Genomic DNA, 25309 nt, shown 5'->3' with positions numbered 1-25309 from the left:
ATTGATTAACCCCCCTTAAAATCGATTTTGTCTTATTAGCATTTGCAACCATTATTTAACTGAAAAAGCTAAAACGATGAAATTTTTAAAAGGACAAGATGTAACCTACGTTGCATTGAGTGGTAGATCTTACACTGCCACAGTGGTAGAAAGAAAAATGGATTTTAAAAAGGGGCTTATAATAAAATCTGCGACTAAGGAGAGAGATTTTCATTATTTGATCGAAATTCAAAAAAATGGTACAAAAGAGCATATTCTTTGTGCCGAAAATCAGCTTAGAATTTTAGAGTGTAAAAAAAGAATGGCAAAGAAGGCAGCTTAAAAGCTTTGGCTTTTCTATTACAAATACTGGGAGCTTCTTTATGAGGCATAACTCTGTATTGGAATAATGTGTTTTTCTAATACCATCATTATTTATAAAATTAAAAAGCTTCTGATAAACAGAAGCTTTCTTATATAGTTGAGCATTACTATTTATCGAATTATCTTTAAATAAGCGCTATATGGATTGTCTGCAAGAGAAGTTCTCATATAATACATATTTTCGTCTTTCTCATTCAAATCAAATTGAATTAATCCAGCGTCGCAATAATAGTACAATAAATTGTCTTCTTTTGGAAATTCAAAATTTGAAATAGGAAGTGTTGTCAATTTGGCTTCAAATGCGATTTCGCCATTGGTTAAATCCAATTCGAAAAGCTTTTTTTTGCGAGTATAACCCCAAATGTTCTCGTTTTCTTTAACAATGTATTCGATATTATCGTCTTTAAAATCTGTTTTCCAAAGCTGAGTTCCAGTTTTTGAGTCAATTGCATACAAAGAAGAAACTTGAGAACCTTGAGCACCAGCATATATTTTATTGTCTTTGCACAAGATGCGTTCTTTAATGTTGTTTTGATTTTCATCCAATTTAAACTGCCAAACAATGTCCAGGTTATTCGGATTTAAAGCAAAAAGAGTATTTTTTTTACTTGCCATAAATACATTTTGTCCATCGGTTACAGCGTTTCCTGTAATTAGTTCTTCAAAGTTTTTCTGGCTAAGAATTTTACCTGTATTGGCTTCAAAAATATAGACATTTGATCCGCCTTGGGTAATAATTTTATTGTCAAAAAAAAGTGGTGTTGTGTCATTAACCGCAGTATCAAATTTGAAGTTCCATGCTAAACTTCCATCTTTTAAGTCAAGAGCGTATAGATTGCTGTTCTGATTTTGATTTTGAGCAATAATGAATAACTTTCCATTTTTTACAATTGGAGTTTGGTCTTTTAAAACAATTTGATCTGTAATAGAACCTAATCTTGATTTCCAAAAAATCGCACCAGTTTGATTGTCTATTGCAAAAATTTCGCCGTTAACAAACGGAACATAAACTACACCATCCTGTAATGTTATTTTATTGGCGCACATTTCTGTACTAGCATCTGTAGCCTTTACAGTCCAAACAATTGTTTCCGCTTCTAGATCCCATGAAAAAAGAGAGCCGTCGTAATCGTAAATCAACATTGACGCTTCGTCTAAAGGAACTTTTTTAAGCGGTTTTAAGGCTTTATTAGTTACCATATCTGCTGTAGTCAAAGTTTTGTTTGAATAATTAGTTGTGCTGGCCGGCACTTGGCCAAACATATTTATAACAGTAAATACAATTAAAAGTGTTGTAAGTTTTTGTTTCATTATAAGATTTGGTTTCAGTATTGTTTTATAATATTTTTTCTCAAACATTTTAGGCGGAGTAAATATAAACAAAAAAAGCTCCAGATTTCTCTGAAGCTTTTGCCTTTGATAAGTAGTCCGTGGGGGAATCGAACCCCCCTTACCAGGATGAAAACCTGGCGTCCTAACCGATAGACGAACGGACCTGCTTTTGTAATGCGGGTGCAAAATTATAATTAATATTGAATTATACAAGAGACTTTCAAGAAAAACTTTTTTTGAATATTTTGAAAATATCATTTTTGAAGAAAATTATCAACAAAGAAATGGAGCTGTGTAAAATGTATTTGTTTGATTAGTAATTAATTTGTTTTACTTTTCTTAAAAATAATAAAGAAAAATTTTGCATCTTTTTATTGATAAAAATTTTTAATAAAATTGAAAATTTTTGGTTTTTAAAGAAAAATCTTTCTTATTTTTTTGCTTTATTTAAAATCCGAAGTAAGAAAATATGTTTTTAAAAGTCCCAAAGTTATTTCATAAACCTTTTTTTGCCTCACTTTGGCAAGCAACCAAGATAAAAAACTCATAATAAAAATATCTTTAGGTCCGTTTTGTGCTGCAATTATGAAATCTTCAATTGCTTTTTGAAATTTTTGTGTTTGTATAATTTCTGGTTTCATTACATATTGCTCAACGAATAGAATATAATTTACAACACGTTCCTCATTTACGGTTAAGAGATATTTTTTATAACGTCTTTTAAAACTCTTTATTCGAGACAAAGCCAGTTCTGCATTTTCTTGTTGTGTTTGCAGAAGGATTTCAACTATGCATTTTTTTATGGTCCAGTCCATTCCCATTTTTTTTTCGTACCAGCTGTCGGTATGGTTTAATTTTGCCATTTCTTTTGCTGCATTTCGTCCCGCATTTTGCTGCACATAAAAAACAATAAGCATTAATCGGATGTCGTTGCTTTCGTTAGGATCTGTTTTCTTGTTTGAAGAAAGAGCTTTTTCAGCAATTTCTATTGCCTTTTCAGGATTGCCAATATAATTTTCATTAAATGCTAATAATAAAAAATACCTGAGGCAGAAACGCTGATAATATTTGCCAGATTGTTTCTGTAGTTCTGTAAACATCAAACTCAGATAATTCAAAGACTCGGTGAACTGACCATTGCGAAAATAGAAATTAGCTATAAAATACAATATGTATATGTGGTAATATAAATGCCTGTCTTTGAGTTCGTTTTTATGATTAATAAATCGATAGCTTTTAATAACAAAAGGCTGTATAAGCACATAATTGTTGTTTATAGATGCATATTCGTTGGCAATAAATAATATTTGATACAGAGATTTAAAAGTTAATCCTTGTTTTAAAGATATTCCATGTGTTTCAATCGTATTTTTTATCAGTGCTTGAAAGTCTACTATTCGTCCTTCATGATATATTGCAGTAAGTTCGCGGCGCAGAACAGCGTAACCTAAATTGAGCTGTTCCTCATATTCGAGTCGTTTTTTATTTGCTTTAAATTTTGCTATTATTTTTTCAATTGGTTCAGACAGATTAAAATGCGCAAATTGTATCTGAGTCAAATAGATCTCATTGAGAAGGCTGAACTGCTCAATATTTAAAGCGATCTCTTCGGCTTTTGCCAGACATTTGAAAGCTGTTTTTATCAGTTGATGTTCAAAAAATAAACGGCTTACAACAATAAGGCGCAATATGGTATTTTCTTGCGAAGTATCGTTTTCAAAACTTTGATTCGCCATGAAATCAATCATACTGTCATAAAGCCTTTTCCTTAAAGCATGATAGGCATCGGTGCTTTTTTTGTCTTTTAAATACTTTTTTTTATGATTTATATCGTCAGTTTTTAATGAATTGAATAGTTCTATATTGCCAACGTCTTTACGCTTATTTTTTTTTGATAGATAAAGTATGAATGCCTTTTTGTCTGATTCATTCATTATGTTTGCTATTTCTTGAAGTGCATTCATAAATGGTGATTTTATTTGAATAAAAATAATAAAATGAATCTTTATATCATCAGTTTTTTGAATAAATTGATTTTTATAACTTCTAATTCCTGCTGACATTTGCCTCATAATTATAAAACATAAAAAATTATGGAACCGCTAAAATCAAATGAATTAAACAACAATTCAGAATCAAAAAATGCAAAATTAAATAATGGGTCTAATCCTTTAAAACCCAGCGCTGCTTTTGTAGGCGCATCTTGGATGACGTTGCTTATAGGAATGACTTCTTATTGTATTGGTCTTTACAATTCGGCCATGGCTTACAATGAAAAAGGATACTATTTTACTATTCTTCTTTTTGGTCTTTTTTCTGTAATATCAGTACAAAAAAGTGTAAGAGATAGGCTAGAAGGTATACCAGTAACCGACTTGTATTATAGTATAAGTTGGTTTAGTACCATAGCTTCAATAGTATTGCTCATAATTGGTCTTTGGAATGCAGATTTGCTGCTCAGTGAAAAAGGATTTTTCGGAATGTCATTTGTACTTGGACTTTTTTCTGCTCTTGCCGTACAAAAAAAATACCAGAGATTTGAAGCAATTTGAATCGGCTAACATATAGTTTTTAGCGGGCCTCATTACTGTCACAAATTGTGCAGTTTTGAGGTTTTCTAAATTTAATCCAAATGTTTGTTTTTATTTTAGAGCTGATTTTTGAAGATTTGGTAATGGAATTAAAATGTTGTTTTATAGTGTATTAGTTGCTATTTTGTGTAACTTAACGTGCAAAAGAATTTAAGTTATTAAATTTGGTTATATCTCACTGATTGAAAACTAAAACAAAGAAAGCAATGCAAAAATTACAGTTTAAAAAAGAAATTAACGCATGGGCTCAAAAGGTATACGAAACGATGTTGGGCTTAAAGGATAAAGCCACTTACGAATATTGGGTTTCCACTTTTAATCCGACTTCTACCTACGAAGGCAGTTGGGACAAAGGAAGCAAAATCCTCTTTGTAGGAGAAGATGAAAATGGTAAAAAAGGAGGAATGATTTCTGAAATTGCAGAACACAAACCAGCTGATTTTGTTTCCATCCGTCATTACGGATTTTTGGATGGAGATACGGAAGTAACCACAGGCGAAGAGGTTGAAAAATGGGCAGGAGGGCATGAGAATTATACCTTTCAGGAAAATAACGGTATTACAACCTTAACAGTCGATATGGATACAATTGATGAATATTTGGATTACTTTCAAAACACCTATCCAAAAGCTTTAGATAAATTAAAAGAAATTTCAGAAAAATAAGAAAACTGCGCAAATGTCTCCCATTTTGCGCAGTTTTTATATGAAGTTGAATGATTAGTTTTAGAAAAAGAAGTAACCAACAGATACTTGAAATACTCCATTTCTATTGTCAGTATCAACCTTAGTTATTCCCAAATTATATCTTGCACTAAAATTAAGTCCGTTTTCTAGTTTATAGCCTAAGCCAAAATTAGCGCCAAAATCAAAAGTGGTAAATGAGTTTGTTACTTTTACGCCTTCATTTTTAGCAGAAAGTAAAAAGCCTATTTGTGGTCCAGCTTCAACACTTAATCCTTTTGTTACATAATATTTTCCCATTAAAGGAATGTTCAGATAATTCATAGCAACTACATCATTATTGAAGCTATAACCCTGACGAGAATACATTAGTTCAGGTTGAAAAGAAAATTTTTCAGAAATTGGAATTTCCGATACAACGCCAACATGATAGGATGTTACATAATCAATGTTATTGGTGTTACTTCCGTTGACCGTTGAAAAGTTTAAACCCGCTTTAGCTCCAAATTTAATTTCTTGGGCATTTACATTCATAAATCCTAAAACTGTAAAAACAGCTAGCAATAAAATTTTTTTCATAAAAATTGATTTGAATTATTTGAAGCCAAAATTCGTGTAAGAAAAATTAGAAAAGGTTTCAAAAGCTTAAAACTTTACAAATCGGCACTTATTTGATTGCGTTTTTATACTCATTTGGTGTTTGGCCGGTAACTTTTTTAAAGGCTTTGTAAAAAGTTGTTTTTGAAGTAAAGCCAGATTCTAATCCCATTGCTAGCAAATTATAATTTTCATATTCAGAATTTGAAATCATTTCCTTCACAGCTTCAACTCTGTAATTATTTATATAATTAGCAAAGTTGTCGCCCGTTATTGTGTTTACAATTTGCGATAGATATCCTGCACTTATACCTAATTTCTCTGCAACTTTTTCTCTGTTCAAAGTACTGTCAGTGTAAATGTGCTGTTCTTTGCAAAGATGTTCCAGTTTTTGAAAATAAAGATTAATAGACGTGATAGATTCGCTATATTCTTGTGAGATATCATTTTCTACAATTTGAAAATTGGCAGGTGCGATCGCTAAATCTTTATTTAAAAAATTGTAAACAGCATCTGTGTCTTTTGCCAATTTGTATTTGTAAATACCTATATAGGCTGTCCAATGAATAATAAATGTTGCAAATAAAGCCACCAGACTCATGGGAAAAGAAATGTCTGATTTAAAAAACAGACCGACTATATAAGTAGTTAGCCATACTAATAACACCAAATACATGAAATTTAATAACGTAAGTACCCATTTTTTCTCTTGAGGGTTTTTTAAATATCTTATCATAAAATAAGAGTAAAGAGGTAAACACACAATGATGATAACGACCAATAAAAGCTGAATCAGTCTAAAAATATTGATTAGGAATGTGTAAGATTCAGGAATTTTATAAAGTCCTACTACAATTTCAAAATAGGCTGAAAGATTAAGAATAGTGGCATAGAAAAATGGGATATAATACAAATAAGTTTTTTGTCTGTTTTTTACCGTATCATCAATGCGGTTTGTAATAAACAAAAATGTAAAAACAGGTAATAGAAATATCCAATCGATCTCGTCTATAAAACGTAATAAAGGATATGATATAAAAACCTCTTCAAGTTCAAAAACGTAATTCAGTAAAATAATTGAAAGTGCAAATAATAAGTATGCGAGATATTTATTGGAATTACTATTGAATAAGGAAGACTTTAGAATAATAAAGCCTAAAAGTGTTCCCTGAAAAACCGCAATATTTAAAAGTGTTGTATAAATCAATTTTTTAAGATAAAAGTTGGTTTAAGATTTTTTGGGATATTATGGTATTTTATAAAACGTAGCTTATTTCATATCAAATGGCTTGGCGAATTTATAGTAATAAGAATGAATTTTTTTACAGATTAAGAAATGATTAACTAAAAACAGTAATCATTTTGGTAAGCGGTTCTTCTAAGAAAAACTTTATAATTTGAAACTGAATTCTTATATTGTTGTGCTAAATAAATTATGCCAAGCATATTCATTTTAATAGAAATCATTTAGATTATGAAAAAAATATTAGTACTGTTGATTGTGTTTTTAGCTTTTACAGCGTGTTCAAAGCACGAAAGGAAAAAAAATATTGCTATCACTGGAATAGATTCTACATTACGTCCGGGAGATGATTTTTTTAAATACGTAAATGGCAAATGGTACGATTCTGTATCAATACCTTCGTCTCAAGCCGGAGTAGGAGCCTATATGTTTATGAATTTTCCGCAGCGAATTCGCTTGCGAGGAATATTAGACAGTATTTCGCAAAGCAAGAATCCAGCAGGAAGTATTGCGCAAAAAGTAGGAGACTTTTATGCATCTGGTATGGATACTGTAGCTATTGATAAACGCGGTTTTGAACCTATAAAACCCCTGCTTGCCAAAATTGAAGCAATTAACGATTTACCATCCTTGATGCACTTTGTAGTGAATGAAGAAAAAGCAGGAAATTCTTCTATAATAGCTTTCGGAGTTTCACCCGATCAAAAGAACAGCAGTATGAACATTGCGGAAATCTATCAAACAGGTATTGGTTTGCCTGACAGGGATTATTATTTCAAATCAGATTCATCAACTGTTGCGATACAGAAAGCATACAAAAAATATCTTGCTGCATTATTTCAGCAAACAGGTAGCAATGCCGAAGTGTCTAAAAAGAATGCTGATTTGGTTTACAGTATTGACAAACAAATCGCCGTTGCTCATAAAACAAAAGTAGAACTTCGAGATGTGCAGGCAAATTACAATAAAATCGCTGTGACAGATCTTGTAAAAAGGCATTCTAATATAGACTGGACTACTTTTTTGACAAAATTAGGAGCAAAAACGGATTCTATTAATGTGTCTCAACCGGCCTATTATGATGCTCTTAATAAGTTATTAAAAACAATCCCGATCAATAATTGGAAAATTTATCTGAAAGCAAATTCTTTAGAAAGATATGCAGATGATTTAAGTAAACCTTTTGTAGATGCTACATTTGAGTACACCAAAGTGCTTTCTGGTCAAGCTGTTCAAAAATCGCGTGGCGAAATAATGGCCAATGCAGTTGATACTTATTTAGGCGAAGCATTGGGTGAATTGTATGTAAAGAAATATTTTTCAGAAGATGCCAAAAAACGTATGTTGACACTAGTAAATAATTTGCAAAAAGCATATGGCAAAAGGATTGATAAACTGGAATGGATGAGTCCTGTTACAAAACAAAAGGCCAAAGAAAAATTGTTTGCCATTACTAAAAAAATAGGATATCCAGATAAATGGAGGGATTATAGCAATGTAAATATAGCCAGGGATACCTATTTTGAAAATATGGTTTCTGCCGCTACAGCTGCATATCAATTTCAATTGGCAAAATTGGGCAAACTAGTCGATAAATCAGAATGGTATACTACGCCTCCAACAGTTACGGCATACAATAATCCTACTGCAAATGAAATCGTTTTTCCTGCAGGTATTTTGCAAGCCCCATATTTTGATAATGATGCAGATGATGCACTTAATTATGGAGGTATCGGAATGGTTATAGGCCACGAAATAACCCATACTTTTGATGATCAAGGCGCTCAATATGATAAAGATGGCAACCTAAAAAACTGGTGGACAAAAGAAGATTATGCACAGTTTAAGTCAAGAATACAACAGGTTATCAATTTGTATAGTACTTATACCGTTTTAGGCGATCTACACATTAATGGTGCAATGACAGTTGGCGAAAACACGGCAGATATTGCTGGAATTGCGGTTGCTTATGATGCTTTTAAAATGACAGACCAAGGAAAAGGAAATACTAAAATCGACGGATTTACTCCAGATCAACGCTTCTTTATTTCTATAGCTAAAATATGGAGAGTAAAAATGAAAGACGAGTTCCTGCGTTTGTGGATTAACAATAACCCACATTCTCCACCAAATTGGCGTGTTAATGGTCCTTTAATGAATACGACACCTTTTTATGATGCATTTAATGTAAAATCTGGAGATAAAATGTATTTACCAGAAAAAGATAGAATAACGATTTGGTAATGCTTAAATTCTCAGAAGTGTTTGAAAAGAAAAAAAAAGCGCAAATGTCTCCGACTTTGCGCTTTTTTTTACGTTTTGTTACGATAAAGTCACAAAGTCAAAGATATTTAGGTATCGTGTTAGTGCTATTTGAAAATATTCTTAGGAACGAAGGTAAATGAAAAGAAACTTATTTTAAATAATGAGGAATGCCGTAAAAAAGAGTAATACTAATAATTTATTTTTACAAACCAAGTTTCAATATTGTTTTAAAAAAACTGGTGAGAATTTTTATGAACAACTATAACATAAATAGACTAAAAATATGACTTTCATTAAAACAGTTTCTGCATTTTTAATTACATTTTTAATTGTAACCGCAACTTTTGGACAGGAAGCGAAGCATAAGACTAAGATCTTGTTAATTGGAACAATTCATTTTGAAAATCCGCATACAGATCAATTTGAATTAAAAACGGATGATTTTTTTAGTGCTAAACGTCAAAGTGAGTTGGAAGATTTGACAAATGTTCTGTCTCAAACGAAAGCAACTAAAGTGATGATTGAAAGATCATTTGAAAATCAACGTTCTAATGACAGTTTGTATAATTTATATTTGAAAGGCCAGTATAAGCTTCCAGTCTCAGAACGAGAACAAATTGGCTTTAGGTTAGCTAAAAAATTAAAATTAAATCAAGTAAACTGTGTAGATAAATTCTACGGAATGACACACGATAGCTTAATGGCCGCAACCGCAAAAGAAAATAATCAACTTTATTTGTTGAAAGATTTGGGAACCCAAGCAAATGCAATGATTAAGGATTTTGATGCTAAATTGAAAAACGGGACAATTCTCGAAGTCTTGAAATACATCAATAAACCAGAAGAATTAAAAAGAAATTTATCAATTTATCTAAAATTTATAGCAAAAGTTGGAGCGGGTAAAAATTATGCAGGAGCACAATCTGTGTCTGATTGGTATTTGAGAAATCTAGCTATCTATTCAAATATTATGAATCAAATAAATGCAGATGACAAATACGTTATTCTAATATTTGGTCAAGGACATATTCCCATATTAAAACATCTGTTGCAAAATAATGACGATTTTGAAATCGTTGAGGCAGATAGCGTATTGAAATAAGCGACGGTTAACAATAGTTTGGAGATTAAAAAACACAATAAAATAATCAAAAATGAAAATTCAAAACTTACTATTCTTACTTTTAGTTATTGTAACATTTTCGTGTAATAAAGATGAGAATCGAGAAGAAGTCCTAAATTGCAAACCAACAAGCATATCAATGGTTGTTAACGGCAAACCTCAAACTTTCCAAGCATTAGGCTATGGAATCGATCTTAGGTCAGAAGGATATGAATTGCATTTAAACGGGGATAGAAGAAGTAATGATCCTTTTAGAGAACAGGGAATTGCTGTTATTTTACCTTATAAGAAAACGGGTAAAAATATAATTCAAAAATTTCTTTACCATCAATATATTGACAATGTATCATTTGATGGAGATTTTATTAAAGGTGAATTTGAATGTGACGTCATAATAAATAGAAATTCCTGCTTTTACGCTACATTTTCAGGAAAACTAAATGACGGCAATCAGGAAGTTATGATAACAGACGGAATTATTAGTTATCAATACGATGACGCTTTTGATAATTAAAAAAAACACCGCTTTGCGAATGTCTCTGACTTCGCACCCGCAATCTAAATCACATATTATTATTAAACAAAAAAAAAGCTCCAGATTTCTCTAAAGCTTTTACCTCGTACTGGAAAGCATTCAATATATAACAAGAGCATTGAGGATTATTGTGTTTACAAGATTCGCCTTTTAATGATTTATAATGAAAATATAATTTTTATCACATATATCTTCAATAATTTGGATAGCTTTGTATGTTTGTTGTGTGTAATTAGTTGTTAGATAGTTTATTAGGTTTCTGAATTGTCAACTCATAAAACAAAAGAATTAAAAAAACTGAAAAATGAAAAAGATAATTCCCCGCTTTTCGAAGAGTTAAATGGAGGCGCTGTGCGAATATCTCTGACTTCGCACCCACAATCTAAATCAAATTTTTGAAACAAAAAAAGCTCCAGATTTCTCTGAAGCTTTTACTTAGTAGCGGGAACAGGACTCGAACCTGTGACCTTCGGGTTATGAGCCCGACGAGCTGCCTACTGCTCTATCCCGCGATGTTTCGGGTGCAAAGATACGCCGTTTTTTGAGAAATCCAACGAAAACTTTAAAAAATGTTTTATTTTCTGTATTGACTTGATATGACTACCTTTGCAAAATAAATAAAACAAAAAATGTCACATAAAGCAGGTTTCGTAAACATTATCGGAAATCCAAATGTTGGAAAATCAACATTGATGAACGCTTTCGTTGGAGAGCGATTGTCTATCATTACATCAAAAGCACAAACTACGCGTCATAGAATTTTAGGAATTGTAAACGGAGAAGACTTTCAATTGGTTTTGTCTGATACGCCTGGAATTATCAAACCAGCGTATGAAATGCAGGAATCGATGATGAACTTCGTAAAATCGGCTTTTGAAGATGCTGATATTTTAATTTACATGGTCGAAATAGGAGAGCAGGATCTAAAAGACGAAGCTTTCTTTAATAAAATCATTCATGCTAAAATTCCTGTTTTATTACTTTTAAATAAAATCGACAATTCGAATCAGGAACAATTAGAAGAGCAAGTTTCTTTTTGGAAAGAAAAAGTGCCAAATGCAGAAATTTTCCCAATTTCGGCTTTGCAGAATTTCAATGTTCCAGAAGTTTTCGGAAGAATTATCGAATTATTGCCAGAATCTCCGGCTTATTATCCAAAAGATCAGTTAACAGATAAACCAGAACGTTTCTTTGTAAACGAAACCATTCGTGAGAAAATCTTATTGAATTACAGTAAAGAAATTCCATACGCAGTTGAAATCGTAACAGAAGAATTTTTTGAAGACGAAAAAATCATCAGAATCCGTTCGATTATTATGGTAGAACGCGAAACTCAAAAAGGAATTGTTATCGGACATAAAGGTGCTGCTCTTAAAAAAGTTGGAACCGATGCCCGCGCCGATTTAGAGAAATTCTTCGGAAAACAAATTCACATTGAACTAGTCGTAAAAGTGAATAAAAATTGGAGAAGCAATGCTAATATGCTGAAAAGATTTGGTTACAATCAGTAGTTTTTTTGTTTAATCGGTTAATCGTTGATTTGTTTAATCGTTTAACGAAAGGTTCATTTGAAAATGAGTGCCCTAGCCCAGATAGGAGCGGTATCCTTTTTCTGGCTTCTTTAGCCAGGAAAAGATATAGCGGATAGCTGGATTAGCTCCTGAAAATTATACAAAAAAACAATAAAAACTTAGGTACTTAGAAACTTAGCATCTTAGCAACTTTTTTTAACTACCTTTGCAAAAAATTTAAATAAAGCATTTTAGATTACAAGTGATTGGATTTTTTAGGAAACTAAGAAACTAAAATCTAAAGTCTAAAATCAAAAATTCAATAAAATGAGTAATAACATTGTTGCGATAGTAGGAAGACCTAATGTAGGGAAATCAACCCTTTTTAATAGGCTGATACAAAGAAGAGAAGCTATTGTAGATTCAGTATCTGGGGTTACCCGTGATAGAAACTATGGTAAAAGCGAGTGGAACGGAAAAGAGTTTTCTGTTATTGATACGGGTGGATACGTTCGCGGATCTGATGACGTATTTGAAGGTGAAATCCGTAAACAAGTAGAATTGGCTATCGACGAAGCCGATGTTATTATTTTTGTTGTTGATGTTGAAGAGGGAATTACACCAATGGACGAAACGGTTGCTAAATTGTTGCGTAAAGTAACAAAACCAGTTTTATTGGCTGTAAATAAAGTAGATAACGCAATGCGCGAAAAAGATGCGATTGAGTTTTACAATCTTGGTTTAGGAGATTATTATACTTTCGCAAGTATTTCTGGAAGTGGAACAGGAGATTTATTAGATGCTTTGATTGATGCTTTTCCTGAGAAACCAGAAGTTGAGGTTAAAGAAGATTTACCTCGTTTTGCTGTTGTAGGTCGTCCGAATGCTGGAAAATCTAGTTTTATCAATGCCTTAATTGGTAAAGATCGTTATATTGTTACAGATATTGCAGGAACAACTCGTGATGCAATTGATACTAAATTTGACCGTTTTGGTTTCGAATTTAACTTGGTAGATACTGCCGGAATTCGTCGTAAAGCAAAAGTAAAAGAAGATTTAGAATTTTATTCTGTAATGCGTTCAGTTCGTGCAATCGAGCATGCAGATATTTGTATATTGGTTATTGATGCAACTCGCGGATTTGAAGGTCAGGATCAGAGTATTTTCTGGCTGGCTGAGAAAAACCGTAAAGGTGTTGTAATCTTGGTAAACAAATGGGATTTGGTAGAAAAAGATACCATGTCTACACGTGATTATGAAGAAAAAATCAAGAAAGAATTAATGCCATTTACAGATGTGCCAATTTTATTCGTTTCTGCTTTAACCAAACAGCGTTTGTTGAAAGCGCTTGAAGCTACAGTTCAGGTTTTCGAAAACAGAAAACAAAGAATCGCAACTTCAAAATTCAACGAATATATGTTGAAAGTTATTGAAGCTTATCCGCCACCAGCAACAAAAGGTAAATACGTTAAAATTAAATATTGTATGCAATTGCCAACACAAACGCCTCAGTTTGTATTTTTTGCCAATTTGCCTCAATACGTAAAAGAACCTTATAAGAGATATCTGGAAAATAAAATTAGAGAAAATTGGGATTTTGCAGGAGTTCCAATTGATATTTATATCAGAGAAAAATAAAATTAAAATAAGATAGAATTAAATAGAAAAGTCTCCGCAATAGGGGACTTTTTTGTTTTTTGTGTCTCTATAATTATGAGATCAATTTTTTATTGGCATTATATTTGGATAAATGTAAAAAATACAATTAAACCTTTTGCAATTATTTAAGTCTTACTGATCAAACTAACCTAATTTTATGACCAAAATTTATTCATTTTTATTGTTTTTAGCTTTTGTTTACTCGGCAAATGCCCAAAATAATATCGTTATTAAAGGAACAGTGGTTGATATAAATTCACAGCTTCCACTTGAACTTGCCACCGTTTATTTTACAACCGTAAAAGATTCTACTATCATTGAATATGCGACAACAGATAAAAACGGAAATTTCCTCATTAATACTAAAAAGTATGATAAACCCGTATTTTTGAAAGTAAACTATACAGGATATCAGGCTTATTTTGAAGAACAAAAAGGACTTACAGAAAGTAAAGACTTTGGAAAATTGTATATGATTGAAAATGCAAATGTTCTTAACGAGGTAATCGTAAAATCTGAAGCACCGCCAATTACCATTAAAAAAGACACTTTAGAGTTTAATGCTCCTTCATACAAAGTCCGTCCAGATGCAAATGTCGAAGCTTTATTAAAGCAATTGCCAGGATTTGACGTTGATAATTCTGGAAAAATAACGGTCAATGGGCGAGAAGTCAATCAGGTTTTAGTCAACGGAAAAGCATTTTTTGATAAAGATGGAGCGATTGCTATTAAAAATCTTCCTGCTGATATTATCAAAAAAGTTCAGGTTTCTGATTTTAAAACGAAAAAAGAAGAACTGGCAAAACAAGAATCTACATCGGATTATTCGAGTATAAATATCACGATCGACGAAAAGAAAAACAAAGGATATTTTGGAAAAGTCCTCGGAGGATATGGATCAGACGAGCATTATGAAACCAGTTTGATGATGAACTTCTTTAAAAATAAACAAAAAATCAGTGTTTTGGCTTCTTCAAATAATATCAACTCAACAGGTTTTTCTATGGATGAGGTTTTTGATAATATGGGAGGAGGAAGAAATTCAAAAGGCGGTCAGGGCGCCAGCAGCGGAGGTAAAGGAATTACGCAATCTACTTTGGCTGGAATCAATTATTCTGACGACTGGAACAAAGATTTGGAGTTTATGAGCAGTTATAATTTTACAAATGCTGTGACTAAAAATGATAGTAAATCAAATCAGGTTAGTTTTTTACCTACAGGAAATATTGTAACTGAAGCTGATTCTAAAACTAAAAATGAAAATACGGGAAACAATGCCAATTTTCAATTAGAGTACAAAATCGATCCGACAATGCGTCTGGTTGTGGCTCCGAACATAAATCAGTCTAATTCGAACAATACTAATTCTTCGTTTACTTCTTCGGTAGATGAAAATGGCGAAGCGCTAAACGAAAGCACATCAAGTTCTTATACAAAAGGATCTAATACGAATTTTGCGAACAGCATTAATTTCAATAAAGTATTCGAAAAGAAGTCACGAAATCTGAGTGTTGTTTTTAATAACAATAACTCTAAAAATGATTCGAACGGAATTAATATTTCTGAAACTATTTTTCATCAGGATGGAAAACCGAATGATGAAAGAAATCAGAATGCAAAAAATAATTCAAAAAGTGATTCTTATGCAATTGATTTAGAATATACAGAACCAATTACAGATTCACTTCGTGTTCGTTTCGGAACTGATTTCAATTGGCAGAATTCCATCAACGATCAAAAGACTTTTGATTTTGATGAAACTACAGATCAGTATTCAAATTTAAATGAATCTTTGACAAATTACACTTCATCAAAGCAAAATTCGATAACGCCTAAGGTTGGAATTACATTGCAGAAAAGTAAATTTACGCTGAATTTAAATTCAAGAACTTCGATTGTAGAGTTTGACAATCATTCTTTTTATTTGAATCAAGCGACTGATTTGAACAAAAGATATATGCTTCCATATGGAAATGCGCAACTTAGATACAAATTCAACCGTTCAAAGAATTTGACTTTTAAATATGATTATTCTAATGCGCTTCCATCAGCAACTCAATTAATGCCGGTAGCCAATTTAAATAACCCATTAAATAGTGTAATTGGAAACCCAGATTTAAATCCGATTGAGAAAAATAGTGCAGGTATCGATTTCAAGAATTTTGATTTTAGAACTCGTTCTGGTTATAGCGTTTATCTTCGTGGAGATTATTATAATAATGATGTGGTTTCAACTTCAATTTACGATGATAGCGGAAAACGTAATACAACTTACGTAAATATATCTGGAACGTACTCGGCTTCGATTGGAGGAAACTGGAATCAGCAAGTTAAAAAAGATGCGCATACTTTAAGATACGGTGTACGCTTAAGCGGTAATTATAATTTCGATAAAGGATTTACCAATGCTCAATTGTATAATGCAAAATCAATTGTAGTAACACCTAGTGTTTATGCTTCTTACGATTATGGAGAGGTACTTTCTATTGCGCCGTCTTATAGTTTGTCTTATAATGAAACGAAATATGAAAACTTTTCGCGAGATGCCACTTCAAATGTGATTCATAGAATTAATTTGCAGACAACATCTTATTGGCCAGCTAATTTGATTTTTGGTAATGATTTCGGATATACATACAACTCCAATATTTCAGATGATTTTAAAAAGGATTTCTTCCTTTGGAATACCAGTTTATCTTATGGTTTTATGGATAAAAAATTATACGCCAAAGTAAAAGTTTACGATGTTTTAAATCAGAACCAAAGTGCAACAAGAACTATTTCATCTACTTCGATTCGTGATGAAGAAAATACAGTTTTAAAGCGTTATGTAATGTTTTCTTTAGCTTACAAAATCGGAAACTTTTCTGAAGGGAAAAAAGGAGGAAAGAGACAGAGGGGATCGTGATTTTTTTAAAGGGTCTAAGATTCTAAGATGCTAAGGTTCTAAGATCCAAAATGACAAATAAAAAAACGGCAAATCAAATTTTTGATTTGCCGTTTTTTTATAGAAAAATCTAAAATCTAAAATCTAAAATCTAAAATCTAAAATCTAAAATCTAAAATCTAAAATCTAAAATCTAAAATCTAAAATCTAAAATCTAAAATCTAAAATTTTCTATCAATTCTATGATAAACAGTAAATCTAATAATATCACGATCATAGAAATCCACACCGCTGGCGCGTCTTTGAAAGTTCTTTAAATATCCCAATTCTAAGCCAATATTGGGATTAAAATGATAACGTAGCGCAACATAAAAACGATTTTGATCGAAAGTATTATTGCGGTTATCTTTTCCTTGATTGAATAAAATTTCATCAGAAATAGTTCCTTTTATACTTCGCCTTTCTTTTTCCCAGATGGTAAACATAGATTGTAAACGATATCTAAATCGAAATGCAAAAGAGAATTCATTTAAACGTCTTGTGTTGTCTGCTTTTTGAATAAAACGTTCTTCAACTTGAAAACGGTTATGAAAGGTAATCTTTAAAATGTCATTAATAAAAGTGAGATCTTGCTGTGCTCGATATTCGGGAACAGAAAAATCAACATCTGTTTTTTCGTTCTGAGTATTGACATTAAAATAAGCAAATCCGCCACCAAAATCCATTATTTTATTGGCACGAAATCGAATCTGTGATCTTATTACAAAAAGATTTTCGTGAACAGGATTTACAAAACTTCGGTTATCAAATTCAGAATGAATCGCCCATTTCTCAGATAGTGGAAAAATATTGTAGTATCGAATCCAAGTTAATGTTTGCTGGTCGATATTCTTTTGATTTTGCCCATTAATAAATTGGCAAGCAAAAATTATAATAAAAAGTAACCTGGAAAAAATGTTCAATTATGATAAATTCAGGCTGCGAATTTATGTAAATGATCTTATTTCTATTAATTTAAAAATTTGCTTTTTTATTTTTTTTGTGATTTGAACAAAAAAACGAGATGCATTTCAAATGCATCTCGTTTTTAAGACTAAAACTAATTAACCGCTTACAATGAATACTTAAGCGTAACACCGTAAGTTCTTTGATCACCTAATACCCCGGCATATTGACCTGTATTTCCTCCTGCAGGCAATAATTGCTCGTAGTAATCTTTATTTAAAAGGTTACGTCCCCAGAAGTGAACAGATAAACCTTGTGAAGCACGGAAACCTAAACGAGCATTGAAAATCGCATAACCTTGAACCACTAAGTATTTAGAAGCTGAAGGACTTGATGAAAATTCAGAACGAGCATAAGAATCAACTGCTAAGAAAATTTTTCCTGCATTTCCAAAGAATTTTGCATTATCTGAAAGCTCTCCGCCCAAAGATCCTGCCCATCTAGACGCACCTGGCAAAGCAGATCCAGAAACATCTTTAAAAGATACTGGAGCTCCAGTTTCTTCTAATGGAAGTGGTGCGTTTGTAAATTTTATATATTTACCATCTGTGTAAGTTACAGCACCATTTACTGTTAGGTGTGAGCTAACAACAAAACTTGCGTCAACTTCGACACCTTGTACACGTACTTTATCAGCATTTGCAAGATATCCACGATTTACACCCAACTCAGCAGCTTGAACGTTTGTTTGGAAATCGTTAATGTCTGTTTGAAATAATGCTAAGTTAAAAATCGAGTTTCTAAATGGAGAAGTTTTTACTCCAACTTCATAATGGTATACTTTCTCAGGTTTAATAACTGCCAAATCAAGTAGCGGCTGTCCAGCAGAGTTTGTTGGAAGTCCAGCAACGTTTACACCAACTGGTTTATAACTTTTTGCGAACGTTCCGTAAGCATTGATTTTATCCGAAGCTTTAACTGTAACAGTAATATTTCCAGAAAAGTCTGTATTGTCAATAGCTGAATCAAATGCCTGATCAGAATAAACTTGTCTTTTCAGAGCCAATAATGCCGGATCAGTAGTTTGCAAACCTCCGTATGTTGTGCGAGCGTAGTGCGCGTCTTTTTTATCAAAGTTATATCTTAAACCTGGTAAAACGTGTAACCAATCTGTAATTGCCCAGTCGATTTGTCCAAATACCGCAGCACTAGAAGCTCTAATTCTTGCATCTGTTTTGATTCCATATCCTTCAAAAAGTCCTGGTGTTTTCCATAAAGCACTTGTTGAACTTTGAGCAAATCTCCATTGAGCACTTCCAGACTCTTCTGTACCGTCAGTTTGTGATGTTTGATCGATAAAGAATACACCGGCAACACCACTGATTCTAGAAGTTAATTGACCAGCATAACGTACTTCCTGAGTAATTTGAGTTTGTCTTGTTGGGTTTTGAGATTTAGCCAAAACCTGTAATCCTGTAAAATCTCTATCATTTGATGGATCCCAGTTCCAGAATCTCCATGCAGTTGTAGAAGTTAATGTTCCTCCGCCAATTTTAGTGTCAACGTTTAAAGAGAAACCTCCCATATCTTGATTAGAGCGCCAAGGCGTGTCATGATCTATTTTACGATCAAAAGCATTCAAGCTTGGCAATTGATAATTTAGATCCTTAATGATAGCATCAAATTGACGGTAAGCCGCTCTTTGTGTTGGCGCTACTCCCGCAACAACCTGCGCATATCCGTCAGGGCGTTGTGTTGTAATATCTGCCGCAAAAATAACATTTGTATTTACTGTCGGAGTCCAAAGCAATTGTCCTCTAATTCCTTGGTTGTTTAAAGTATTTGTAGCTCTTCCTGTTGCCACATTATCTACTAAACCATCACGAGATGTACCAGAGAAAGATATTCTTCCTGCTACTTTTTTTCCTAAAGCACCAGTTAAAGAAGCTTTTGCTTGTAAGAAAGAATAATTTCCGTAGCTTACTTCAAAGTCAGCGCCTGAAGTAAAACTTGGTTTACGAGTAGTAATGTTAAAAGCACCAGAAGTAGTGTTTTTTCCAAATAAAGAACCTTGCGGACCACGTAAAACCTCAATTTGTTCTACATCTATAAAGTCAAGTGTTGTAGCAGCTGGACGTGCGTAGTAAACACCGTCAACATAAAATCCAACACCTGGATCAATTCCGTCATTTGTCAATCCGAATGGAGAACCTAAACTACGGATGTTGATACCTGTATTTCTTGGGTTAGAAGAATAAAGCTGTACTGAAGGTACTAATTCTTTGATACGATTTACGTTGAAAGCTCCAGTTTGTTCTGCTTGTTTTCCTGTAATAACAGAAATAGCAATTGGCACATCTTGTACTTTCTCGATACGGCGTCTTGAAGAAACTACGACTTCAACAAGCTCGTTTTCTTCTTTAAGTGCAACCTGAATCGGATTTGCAGGTATTGAACTTAATTCAAGTTCAACTGTTTTGTATCCTACGTACTGAATTAAAAGAGTTAAGGGTAATCTTCCTTTCGAGTCAATAACGAATTTACCGCTGTTATCTGTAATCGTACTGTTTGTTGTTCCTTTAATTACTACGTTTACCGCTTCTAAAGGTGTGTTTTCAGTTGTTGATACAACACCTTCGATATTTTGTGCAAATGAGATTGAAAAGGTTAAAAAGAATAATATTGTAAGTATATTTTGTATTGATGTTTTCATTTTTATATTAAGTATATGTGATTAGTAGAATTTAAAAGAAAAAATATTTTTTTAAAATCAACACATACACATCATAGATGAATTTCGTATTACAGAAGTGGAGAGACTTCTTTGTTTGTTTTGCAAAATTTTTGATACACCCGATCGACTAAAATGTACTTTCATGTTAAAACTTTTGTAAATGGTTAGTTAATTATTTTGTGCAAATATAAATATTAATTCTATCGATTTACTAGGAATTAGAAAATATTTTTTTATTTATTCACAAGTGAAGCTATTGTGATGCCTTCCATTGCCTTTAAAGTTTTGTCTCTAATAAGCATCAAACCGTGACGTAGACTGCATTCAGACTCTGTTTTGCAATCTGCACAAGGTTCGTAAAAATTTAAAGAAGCGCATGGCAAAAGTGCAATTGCACCGTCAAATAATCGGTGAATTTCTGCCAAAGTGATATCATTTTTGGATTTTATCAGATAATAACCGCCAAATTTTCCCTGTTTACTGCTCACAAAACGACCGCGTTTCAAGTCTAATAATATCTGTTCTAAAAACTTTTTAGGAATATTAGCTCCTTCAGCAATTTCCACAGTTCTGGAAATGTGATTTTCATCTTGTTCTGCTAAATAAAGTAAGGCCTTAAGGGCGTATTTTGCTTTATGTGATAACATTTATTCCTTGTTAAATTTTACAATATTCTATTATTAATTCTTGTGCCGGTAAATACCCAAAATTAAACGCTTTTTTTAAATCTGAGCAATAATTTCCTTTTATTTTAAAATTAATGAAATAAAGTGCTCTATTAAAATAAGTTTCGGCATTTTCTGGTGCCAAATTTACTGCTGCGTCAAAATCTAGTAAAGCATCTTTTGCATGAATCATGGCTTTAGAAACGGCTCTATTTTGAAATGCATCAACCGATTTTGGATCTACTCTGATTACTTGGTCAAAGTCTGCAATGGCTTCCTTATGCAAATTTAGTTCTTTTCTCAGTAAACCGCGATTTTGATAAGCCGCTACATTGTCTGGTTTTAGCGCAATGCTTTTGGAATAATCTTCGATGGCTCCTGTACGATTAAAAATTTTTCTATTGGCAAAAGCTCTATTAAAATAAGCTTTCTGTGAATTTCCATCTAATGCAATACATTTCGAAAAATCATCAATTGCATTTTGATACTCTTTTAATTTTAGAAATAAATTTCCTCTGCTAAAATAAATATTAAAATCATTTGGGTTTAATGATACCGCTTTGTCATAGTCATAAATTGCATCGACCAAATTATCGTTTAAGAAATTATAATATCCTCTGTAATAATAATTTTCAGAACTTGGATCTGTAGCAATAGAACTGTTTAAGTCCTCAATAACTTTATCGTTTTGTACTTTATCAGTTTCAAAATATTCCTGAGAATAAGAAGTGAAATAAGAACAAAGAATAAACAGATAAAAACTAATTTTCATAAGCAACAGAATCCTAAAACGTGAAACAAATAAATTTACCAGCTTCCTCCAGAACCTCCTCCAGAGAATCCGCCGCCGCCAAATCCGCCACCGAATCCGCCGCCACCGCCAGATGATCCACCGCCGAAACCTCCAAATCCGCCGCCACCGCCGCTTCTTCCAAGATTACTCAGAATAATAACATCTAACAAGCTCGGTCCTCCACCGCTGTTACCTGAATTGCCACCTCCACCTTTTTTATTTCGGGAAAGTAAAATTAATACAATTACAACAATTACGATAAAAGGCAGTATTGGAAAATCTTTTTGTTTGTTTTGTTTACGTTCGCCTTTGTATTTTCCTTTAAAAACATCAAAAAGAGCATCTGCTCCTTTGTCAAGTCCATTATAATAGCTTCCTGCTTTGAATTCTGGAATAATAATATTTCTCGTGATTTCTCCTCCGATACCAGCAGTCAAACGATCTTCAAGTCCGTATCCAGGCGAAATCCAAATTTTTCTTTCGGTTTTTGCTAATAAAATTAGGACTCCATTATATTCATTTTTTTGTCCAATTCCCCATTCTTGCGCCCATTTTGGAGTAAGAATTCCGATATCTTCTCCTTTTAGGCTTTCTATAGTAATGACAACAATTTGCGTAGAAGTTGAATCAGAATACCGAATTAGTTTTTCTTCTAACTGTGTTTTTTCGGAAGCACTTAAAACATTTGCATAGTCGTAAACAGAAGTTTGGAAATCAGGTTTTTTAGGAATATCAAATTGAGCAAAAATGATATTGCAGGTAAAAAATGTGATAAACAAAAGAGTAAACTGAAAAATCCTTTTAGAATTTGAGATTTTATTTTTGGAATTTTTCATCATTTATCCTTTTGAGATTTCGTTAGATAGTTCGTTAGTATCATCTTCCAGAGAGGGAAAATATTTTTTAAGCTGTTGTCCGGCATTTAGAATTCCGTCAACAATTCCTTGTTTAAAATTGCCCGATTTAAAATGATTGCTCATCACATCTTTGGTGCAATCCCAAAAATCATTAGAGACTAAATCATTAATTCCTTTATCACCGCAAATCACGAAGTTTTTGTCTTCAACTGCAAAATAAAGTAATACGCCATTCTGCAATTTAGTTTCATCCATGCGTAATTCATGAAAAACTTCTAAAGCTCTATCATAATGAGCTTTAGAAGTTGTTTTTTCTATATGAACTCTAATTTCGCCAGAAGTGTTATTTTCGGCCATACGAATAGCTTCAACAATTTCTTGCTCTTCTTCTTTGGTTAAAAAATCTTCTACTTTTGACATGAAAATGATTTTAGTCCCGATAGCTATCGGGATAGATTGTAGATTTTAGAATTTTACTTCAACAGGTTTGTCTGCTCCAGTAGAAGCCTCAAAGTATGGTTTTTCTTTGTATTCGCTCAAGAACCAATTGTTTGGAATTTTCAAAACATATCCGTTATAAACTTGTACAGCTTCGTTAAAACGAGTTCTAGCTGTTAAAATCTGATTTTCAGTACTTGCCAATTCATCTTGAAGTTTTAAGAAATTCTCGTTAGCCTTTAAAGTTGGGTATTGCTCAACAGAAACCAATAATCTTGATAATGATGAACTTACGCCGCTTTGAGCTTGATTAAATGCAGCTAATTGCTCTGGAGTTACATTACTAGGATCAATTGTTACAGATGTAGCTTTAGCACGAGCTTCGATTACCGCTGTTAGAGTTCCTTTTTCAAAATCTGCAGCACCCTTTACAGTGTTTACTAAATTCCCAATAAGATCATTACGTCTTTGGTAAGCCGTTTGAACATTTCCCCATTCTTTATTTACAGCTTGGCTGTGTTGCAAAGCAGTATTTTTAATACCAATCGACCAAAATGCGATAATAGCAATAAGTGCTATAATAATTCCTACAGGGATTAACCACTTTTTCATATTTGTTTTGATTTAAGTTTATTTCTAGTTTTAATTACAATTCGTTTTTGATGTCGTTCAGTTGCGTTTTTATCGACTCTAATTTACGTATTATTTCGAATTTATCTAACGTTTTCTTCTGACCTTCTTTTAAATGTATTTTGGCACCTTCAAGCGTAAAACCTCGTTCTTTAACCAGATGGTAAATTAATTGCAGGTTTGTAACATCTTCAGGAGTGAACATTCTGTTTCCTTTTGCATTTTTCTTGGGTTTTAGAATATCAAATTCACTATCCCAAAATCGTATCAAAGAGGCATTGACATTAAAAGCTTTGGCTACTTCGCCAATACTGTAATATCTTTTGTCTTTAGAAAGTTCAATATGCATGATTTGTTTTTTTCTATATTTATTTCAAAAATACTACTTTTTTGTAATATTAATCTAATGATTGATTTTCTTGATTCGCCATTTGTGAAATCGCCACATATTCTACAGCGGAAATATTTCCATAGTAAAAATTCAACGGATTGACCACTTTTCCATCTTTATGAACTTCATAATGACAATGCGGACCTTCAGATCTACCTGTACTCCCTACGTAACCAATCACATCGCCACGTTTTACGTGCTGTCCGGGGCGGCAGTTGTATTTGCTTAAATGAGCGTAAAGACTTTCATATCCAAAACCGTGCCTGATTACTATATGATTACCATAGCCAGAAGCAGTATTGTCAGCTCTTTCTACTACGCCGTCTCCTGTTGCGTAAATGGGAGCGCCTGTATTAGCGGTAAAGTCCATTCCGTTATGCATTTTTCGTACTTTCGTGAAAGGATCGATCCTATATCCAAAACCTGACGCAACACGTTTTAAATTTTCATTTCGAACTGGCTGAATGGCAGGAATTGCTAATAATAAACTTTCTTTTGCTCCTGCTAATTTTAAAATATCATCCAAAGATTGAGATTGGATTGCCAGTTGTTTGGCAAGTTTGTCTACTCTTTTTGTGGTGTTCAAAACCAATTGCGAATTGTTGTAACCTTCTAATACTTTGTATTTTTCAGAATTTCTAAAACCAGCTTTTCTGATAGAATCTGGAATTTCAGTTTTATTAAAATAAACACGATAAATATTATTGTCACGTTCTTCTAATGCTTCCGCCGCTTCATCAATTTCGTCCAGTTTTTTATTCAAGATAGCATATTGAATTTTTAAATTTTCAATTTCACGTGCTTGCAAACGATCTTTTGGCGTTTCAAAATAAGGCGTATTTATTAAAAGAACGAAAACTAAAAAACCGAACAGTGCCGAGGCTACTAAAAACAGCAATGCGTAACCAATTTTTATTCTTTTTCTGGTTTTTATTTTCGTATAAGCCAGATTTTCTGAGTCGTAATAATATTTTACTTTCGCCATATTTTAAAATACGCTATTTTTGCAGCTTGTAAAATGAATTAGACGAACAAAGCTCTAAAATGTTTCAGCAGTTCGGCGTTTT

Annotated in this window: 21 protein-coding genes, 2 tRNA genes and 1 pseudogene; 9 read left to right on the top strand and 15 right to left on the bottom strand. The window is 32.6% G+C overall.

Features of this window, described 5'->3' with window-relative positions; genetic code table 11:
• Positions 1–76: 76 nt before the first annotated feature.
• Positions 77–322, top strand: a complete 246-nt coding sequence (locus tag LL966_RS14505) for a hypothetical protein (protein WP_229354274.1) — start codon at positions 77–79, stop codon at positions 320–322.
• Positions 323–474: 152 nt separating this feature from the next.
• Here the strand turns inward: LL966_RS14505 and LL966_RS14500 are convergent, their stop codons facing one another.
• From LL966_RS14500 to LL966_RS14490, 3 genes are all read right to left on the bottom strand, one after another.
• Entirely contained in the window at positions 475–1674 is a 1200-nt protein-coding gene (locus tag LL966_RS14500) for an outer membrane protein assembly factor BamB family protein (RefSeq protein ID WP_229354272.1), read from the bottom strand.
• Positions 1675–1787: 113 nt separating this feature from the next.
• Positions 1788–1859, bottom strand: a tRNA-Glu gene (locus tag LL966_RS14495).
• Positions 1860–2138: 279 nt separating this feature from the next.
• The gene (locus LL966_RS14490) at positions 2139–3758 is read right to left on the bottom strand and encodes a hypothetical protein (RefSeq protein WP_229354270.1); all 1620 of its coding nucleotides are present in this window, start codon (positions 3756–3758) and stop codon (positions 2139–2141) included.
• 30 nt (positions 3759–3788) lie between these two features.
• On the opposite strand from LL966_RS14490, the pseudogene yiaA reads away from it, so the two are divergent.
• Together yiaA and LL966_RS14480 are read left to right on the top strand one after the other, a co-directional pair.
• Positions 3789–4263, top strand: a pseudogene (gene yiaA / locus LL966_RS14485) (inner membrane protein YiaA).
• Positions 4264–4492: 229 nt separating this feature from the next.
• The gene (locus LL966_RS14480) at positions 4493–4951 is read left to right on the top strand and encodes an SRPBCC domain-containing protein (RefSeq protein WP_229354269.1); all 459 of its coding nucleotides are present in this window, start codon (positions 4493–4495) and stop codon (positions 4949–4951) included.
• A gap of 60 nt (positions 4952–5011) precedes the next feature.
• Here LL966_RS14480 and LL966_RS14475 read toward each other — a convergent pair whose 3' ends face one another.
• The gene (locus LL966_RS14475) at positions 5012–5548 is read right to left on the bottom strand and encodes a porin family protein (protein WP_229354268.1); all 537 of its coding nucleotides are present in this window, start codon (positions 5546–5548) and stop codon (positions 5012–5014) included.
• Positions 5549–5636: 88 nt separating this feature from the next.
• Positions 5637–6773, bottom strand: a complete 1137-nt coding sequence (locus LL966_RS14470) for a helix-turn-helix domain-containing protein (protein ID WP_229354267.1) — start codon at positions 6771–6773, stop codon at positions 5637–5639.
• A gap of 267 nt (positions 6774–7040) precedes the next feature.
• Here LL966_RS14470 and LL966_RS14465 point away from each other — a divergent pair, with 267 nt between their 5' ends.
• From LL966_RS14465 to LL966_RS14455, 3 genes are all read left to right on the top strand, one after another.
• The gene (locus LL966_RS14465; protein WP_229354266.1) at positions 7041–9053 is read left to right on the top strand and encodes a M13 family metallopeptidase; all 2013 of its coding nucleotides are present in this window, start codon (positions 7041–7043) and stop codon (positions 9051–9053) included.
• Positions 9054–9357: 304 nt separating this feature from the next.
• A complete protein-coding gene (locus tag LL966_RS14460; RefSeq protein ID WP_229354265.1) occupies positions 9358–10176 on the top strand; it encodes a DUF5694 domain-containing protein in 819 nt (272 codons plus the stop codon).
• Positions 10177–10336: 160 nt separating this feature from the next.
• Positions 10337–10711 carry a hypothetical protein gene (locus LL966_RS14455; protein WP_229354264.1) on the top strand — a complete coding sequence of 125 codons (375 nt, stop codon included), beginning with the start codon at positions 10337–10339 and terminating at the stop codon, positions 10709–10711.
• Positions 10712–11171: 460 nt separating this feature from the next.
• Here LL966_RS14455 and LL966_RS14450 read toward each other — a convergent pair.
• Positions 11172–11244: transfer RNA gene (locus LL966_RS14450), tRNA-Met, on the bottom strand.
• Between the two features lie 117 nt (positions 11245–11361).
• On the opposite strand from LL966_RS14450, the gene era reads away from it, so the two are divergent.
• From era to LL966_RS14435, 3 genes are all read left to right on the top strand, one after another.
• The gene (era, locus tag LL966_RS14445; RefSeq protein WP_229354263.1) at positions 11362–12243 is read left to right on the top strand and encodes a GTPase Era; all 882 of its coding nucleotides are present in this window, start codon (positions 11362–11364) and stop codon (positions 12241–12243) included.
• Between the two features lie 327 nt (positions 12244–12570).
• Positions 12571–13881 carry a ribosome biogenesis GTPase Der gene (gene der, locus LL966_RS14440; RefSeq protein ID WP_229354261.1) on the top strand — a complete coding sequence of 437 codons (1311 nt, stop codon included), beginning with the start codon at positions 12571–12573 and terminating at the stop codon, positions 13879–13881.
• A 178-nt stretch (positions 13882–14059) separates the two neighbouring features.
• Positions 14060–16810: an outer membrane beta-barrel protein gene (locus LL966_RS14435; protein WP_229354259.1), complete on the top strand. Its 2751-nt coding sequence runs from the start codon at positions 14060–14062 to the stop codon at positions 16808–16810.
• A 200-nt stretch (positions 16811–17010) separates the two neighbouring features.
• Here the strand turns inward: LL966_RS14435 and LL966_RS14430 are convergent, their stop codons facing one another.
• The 9 genes from LL966_RS14430 to LL966_RS14390 all read right to left on the bottom strand — a co-directional run bounded on the left by LL966_RS14430 (position 17011) and on the right by LL966_RS14390 (position 25227).
• A complete protein-coding gene (locus LL966_RS14430) occupies positions 17011–17751 on the bottom strand; it encodes a DUF2490 domain-containing protein (RefSeq protein WP_229354257.1) in 741 nt (246 codons plus the stop codon).
• Between the two features lie 149 nt (positions 17752–17900).
• Complete coding sequence (locus LL966_RS14425; RefSeq protein ID WP_229354255.1) at positions 17901–20447, bottom strand: TonB-dependent receptor; 2547 nt, start codon at positions 20445–20447, stop codon at positions 17901–17903.
• A gap of 254 nt (positions 20448–20701) precedes the next feature.
• Complete coding sequence (locus LL966_RS14420) at positions 20702–21115, bottom strand: RrF2 family transcriptional regulator (RefSeq protein ID WP_229354253.1); 414 nt, start codon at positions 21113–21115, stop codon at positions 20702–20704.
• 10 nt (positions 21116–21125) lie between these two features.
• Entirely contained in the window at positions 21126–21905 is a 780-nt protein-coding gene (locus LL966_RS14415) for a tetratricopeptide repeat protein (protein ID WP_229354251.1), read from the bottom strand.
• A 35-nt stretch (positions 21906–21940) separates the two neighbouring features.
• Entirely contained in the window at positions 21941–22762 is an 822-nt protein-coding gene (locus tag LL966_RS14410; protein ID WP_229354249.1) for a TPM domain-containing protein, read from the bottom strand.
• Between the two features lie 3 nt (positions 22763–22765).
• Positions 22766–23203, bottom strand: coding sequence for a TPM domain-containing protein (locus LL966_RS14405; RefSeq protein ID WP_229354247.1), 438 nt, complete (start codon positions 23201–23203; stop codon positions 22766–22768).
• Positions 23204–23248: 45 nt separating this feature from the next.
• Positions 23249–23833 (bottom strand): LemA family protein, encoded by a 585-nt coding sequence (locus LL966_RS14400; RefSeq protein ID WP_229354245.1) that lies wholly within the window; start codon positions 23831–23833, stop codon positions 23249–23251.
• 34 nt (positions 23834–23867) lie between these two features.
• Entirely contained in the window at positions 23868–24200 is a 333-nt protein-coding gene (locus LL966_RS14395) for a MerR family transcriptional regulator (RefSeq protein WP_026730479.1), read from the bottom strand.
• A gap of 49 nt (positions 24201–24249) precedes the next feature.
• Complete coding sequence (locus tag LL966_RS14390; protein WP_229354243.1) at positions 24250–25227, bottom strand: M23 family metallopeptidase; 978 nt, start codon at positions 25225–25227, stop codon at positions 24250–24252.
• Positions 25228–25309 lie beyond the last annotated feature (82 nt).

Origin of the sequence: Flavobacterium chungbukense (assembly GCF_020805785.1) — a bacterium.
In the GTDB taxonomy this organism is placed as follows: domain Bacteria; phylum Bacteroidota; class Bacteroidia; order Flavobacteriales; family Flavobacteriaceae; genus Flavobacterium; species Flavobacterium chungbukense.
This window is presented reverse-complemented; position numbering and strand designations above follow the sequence as displayed.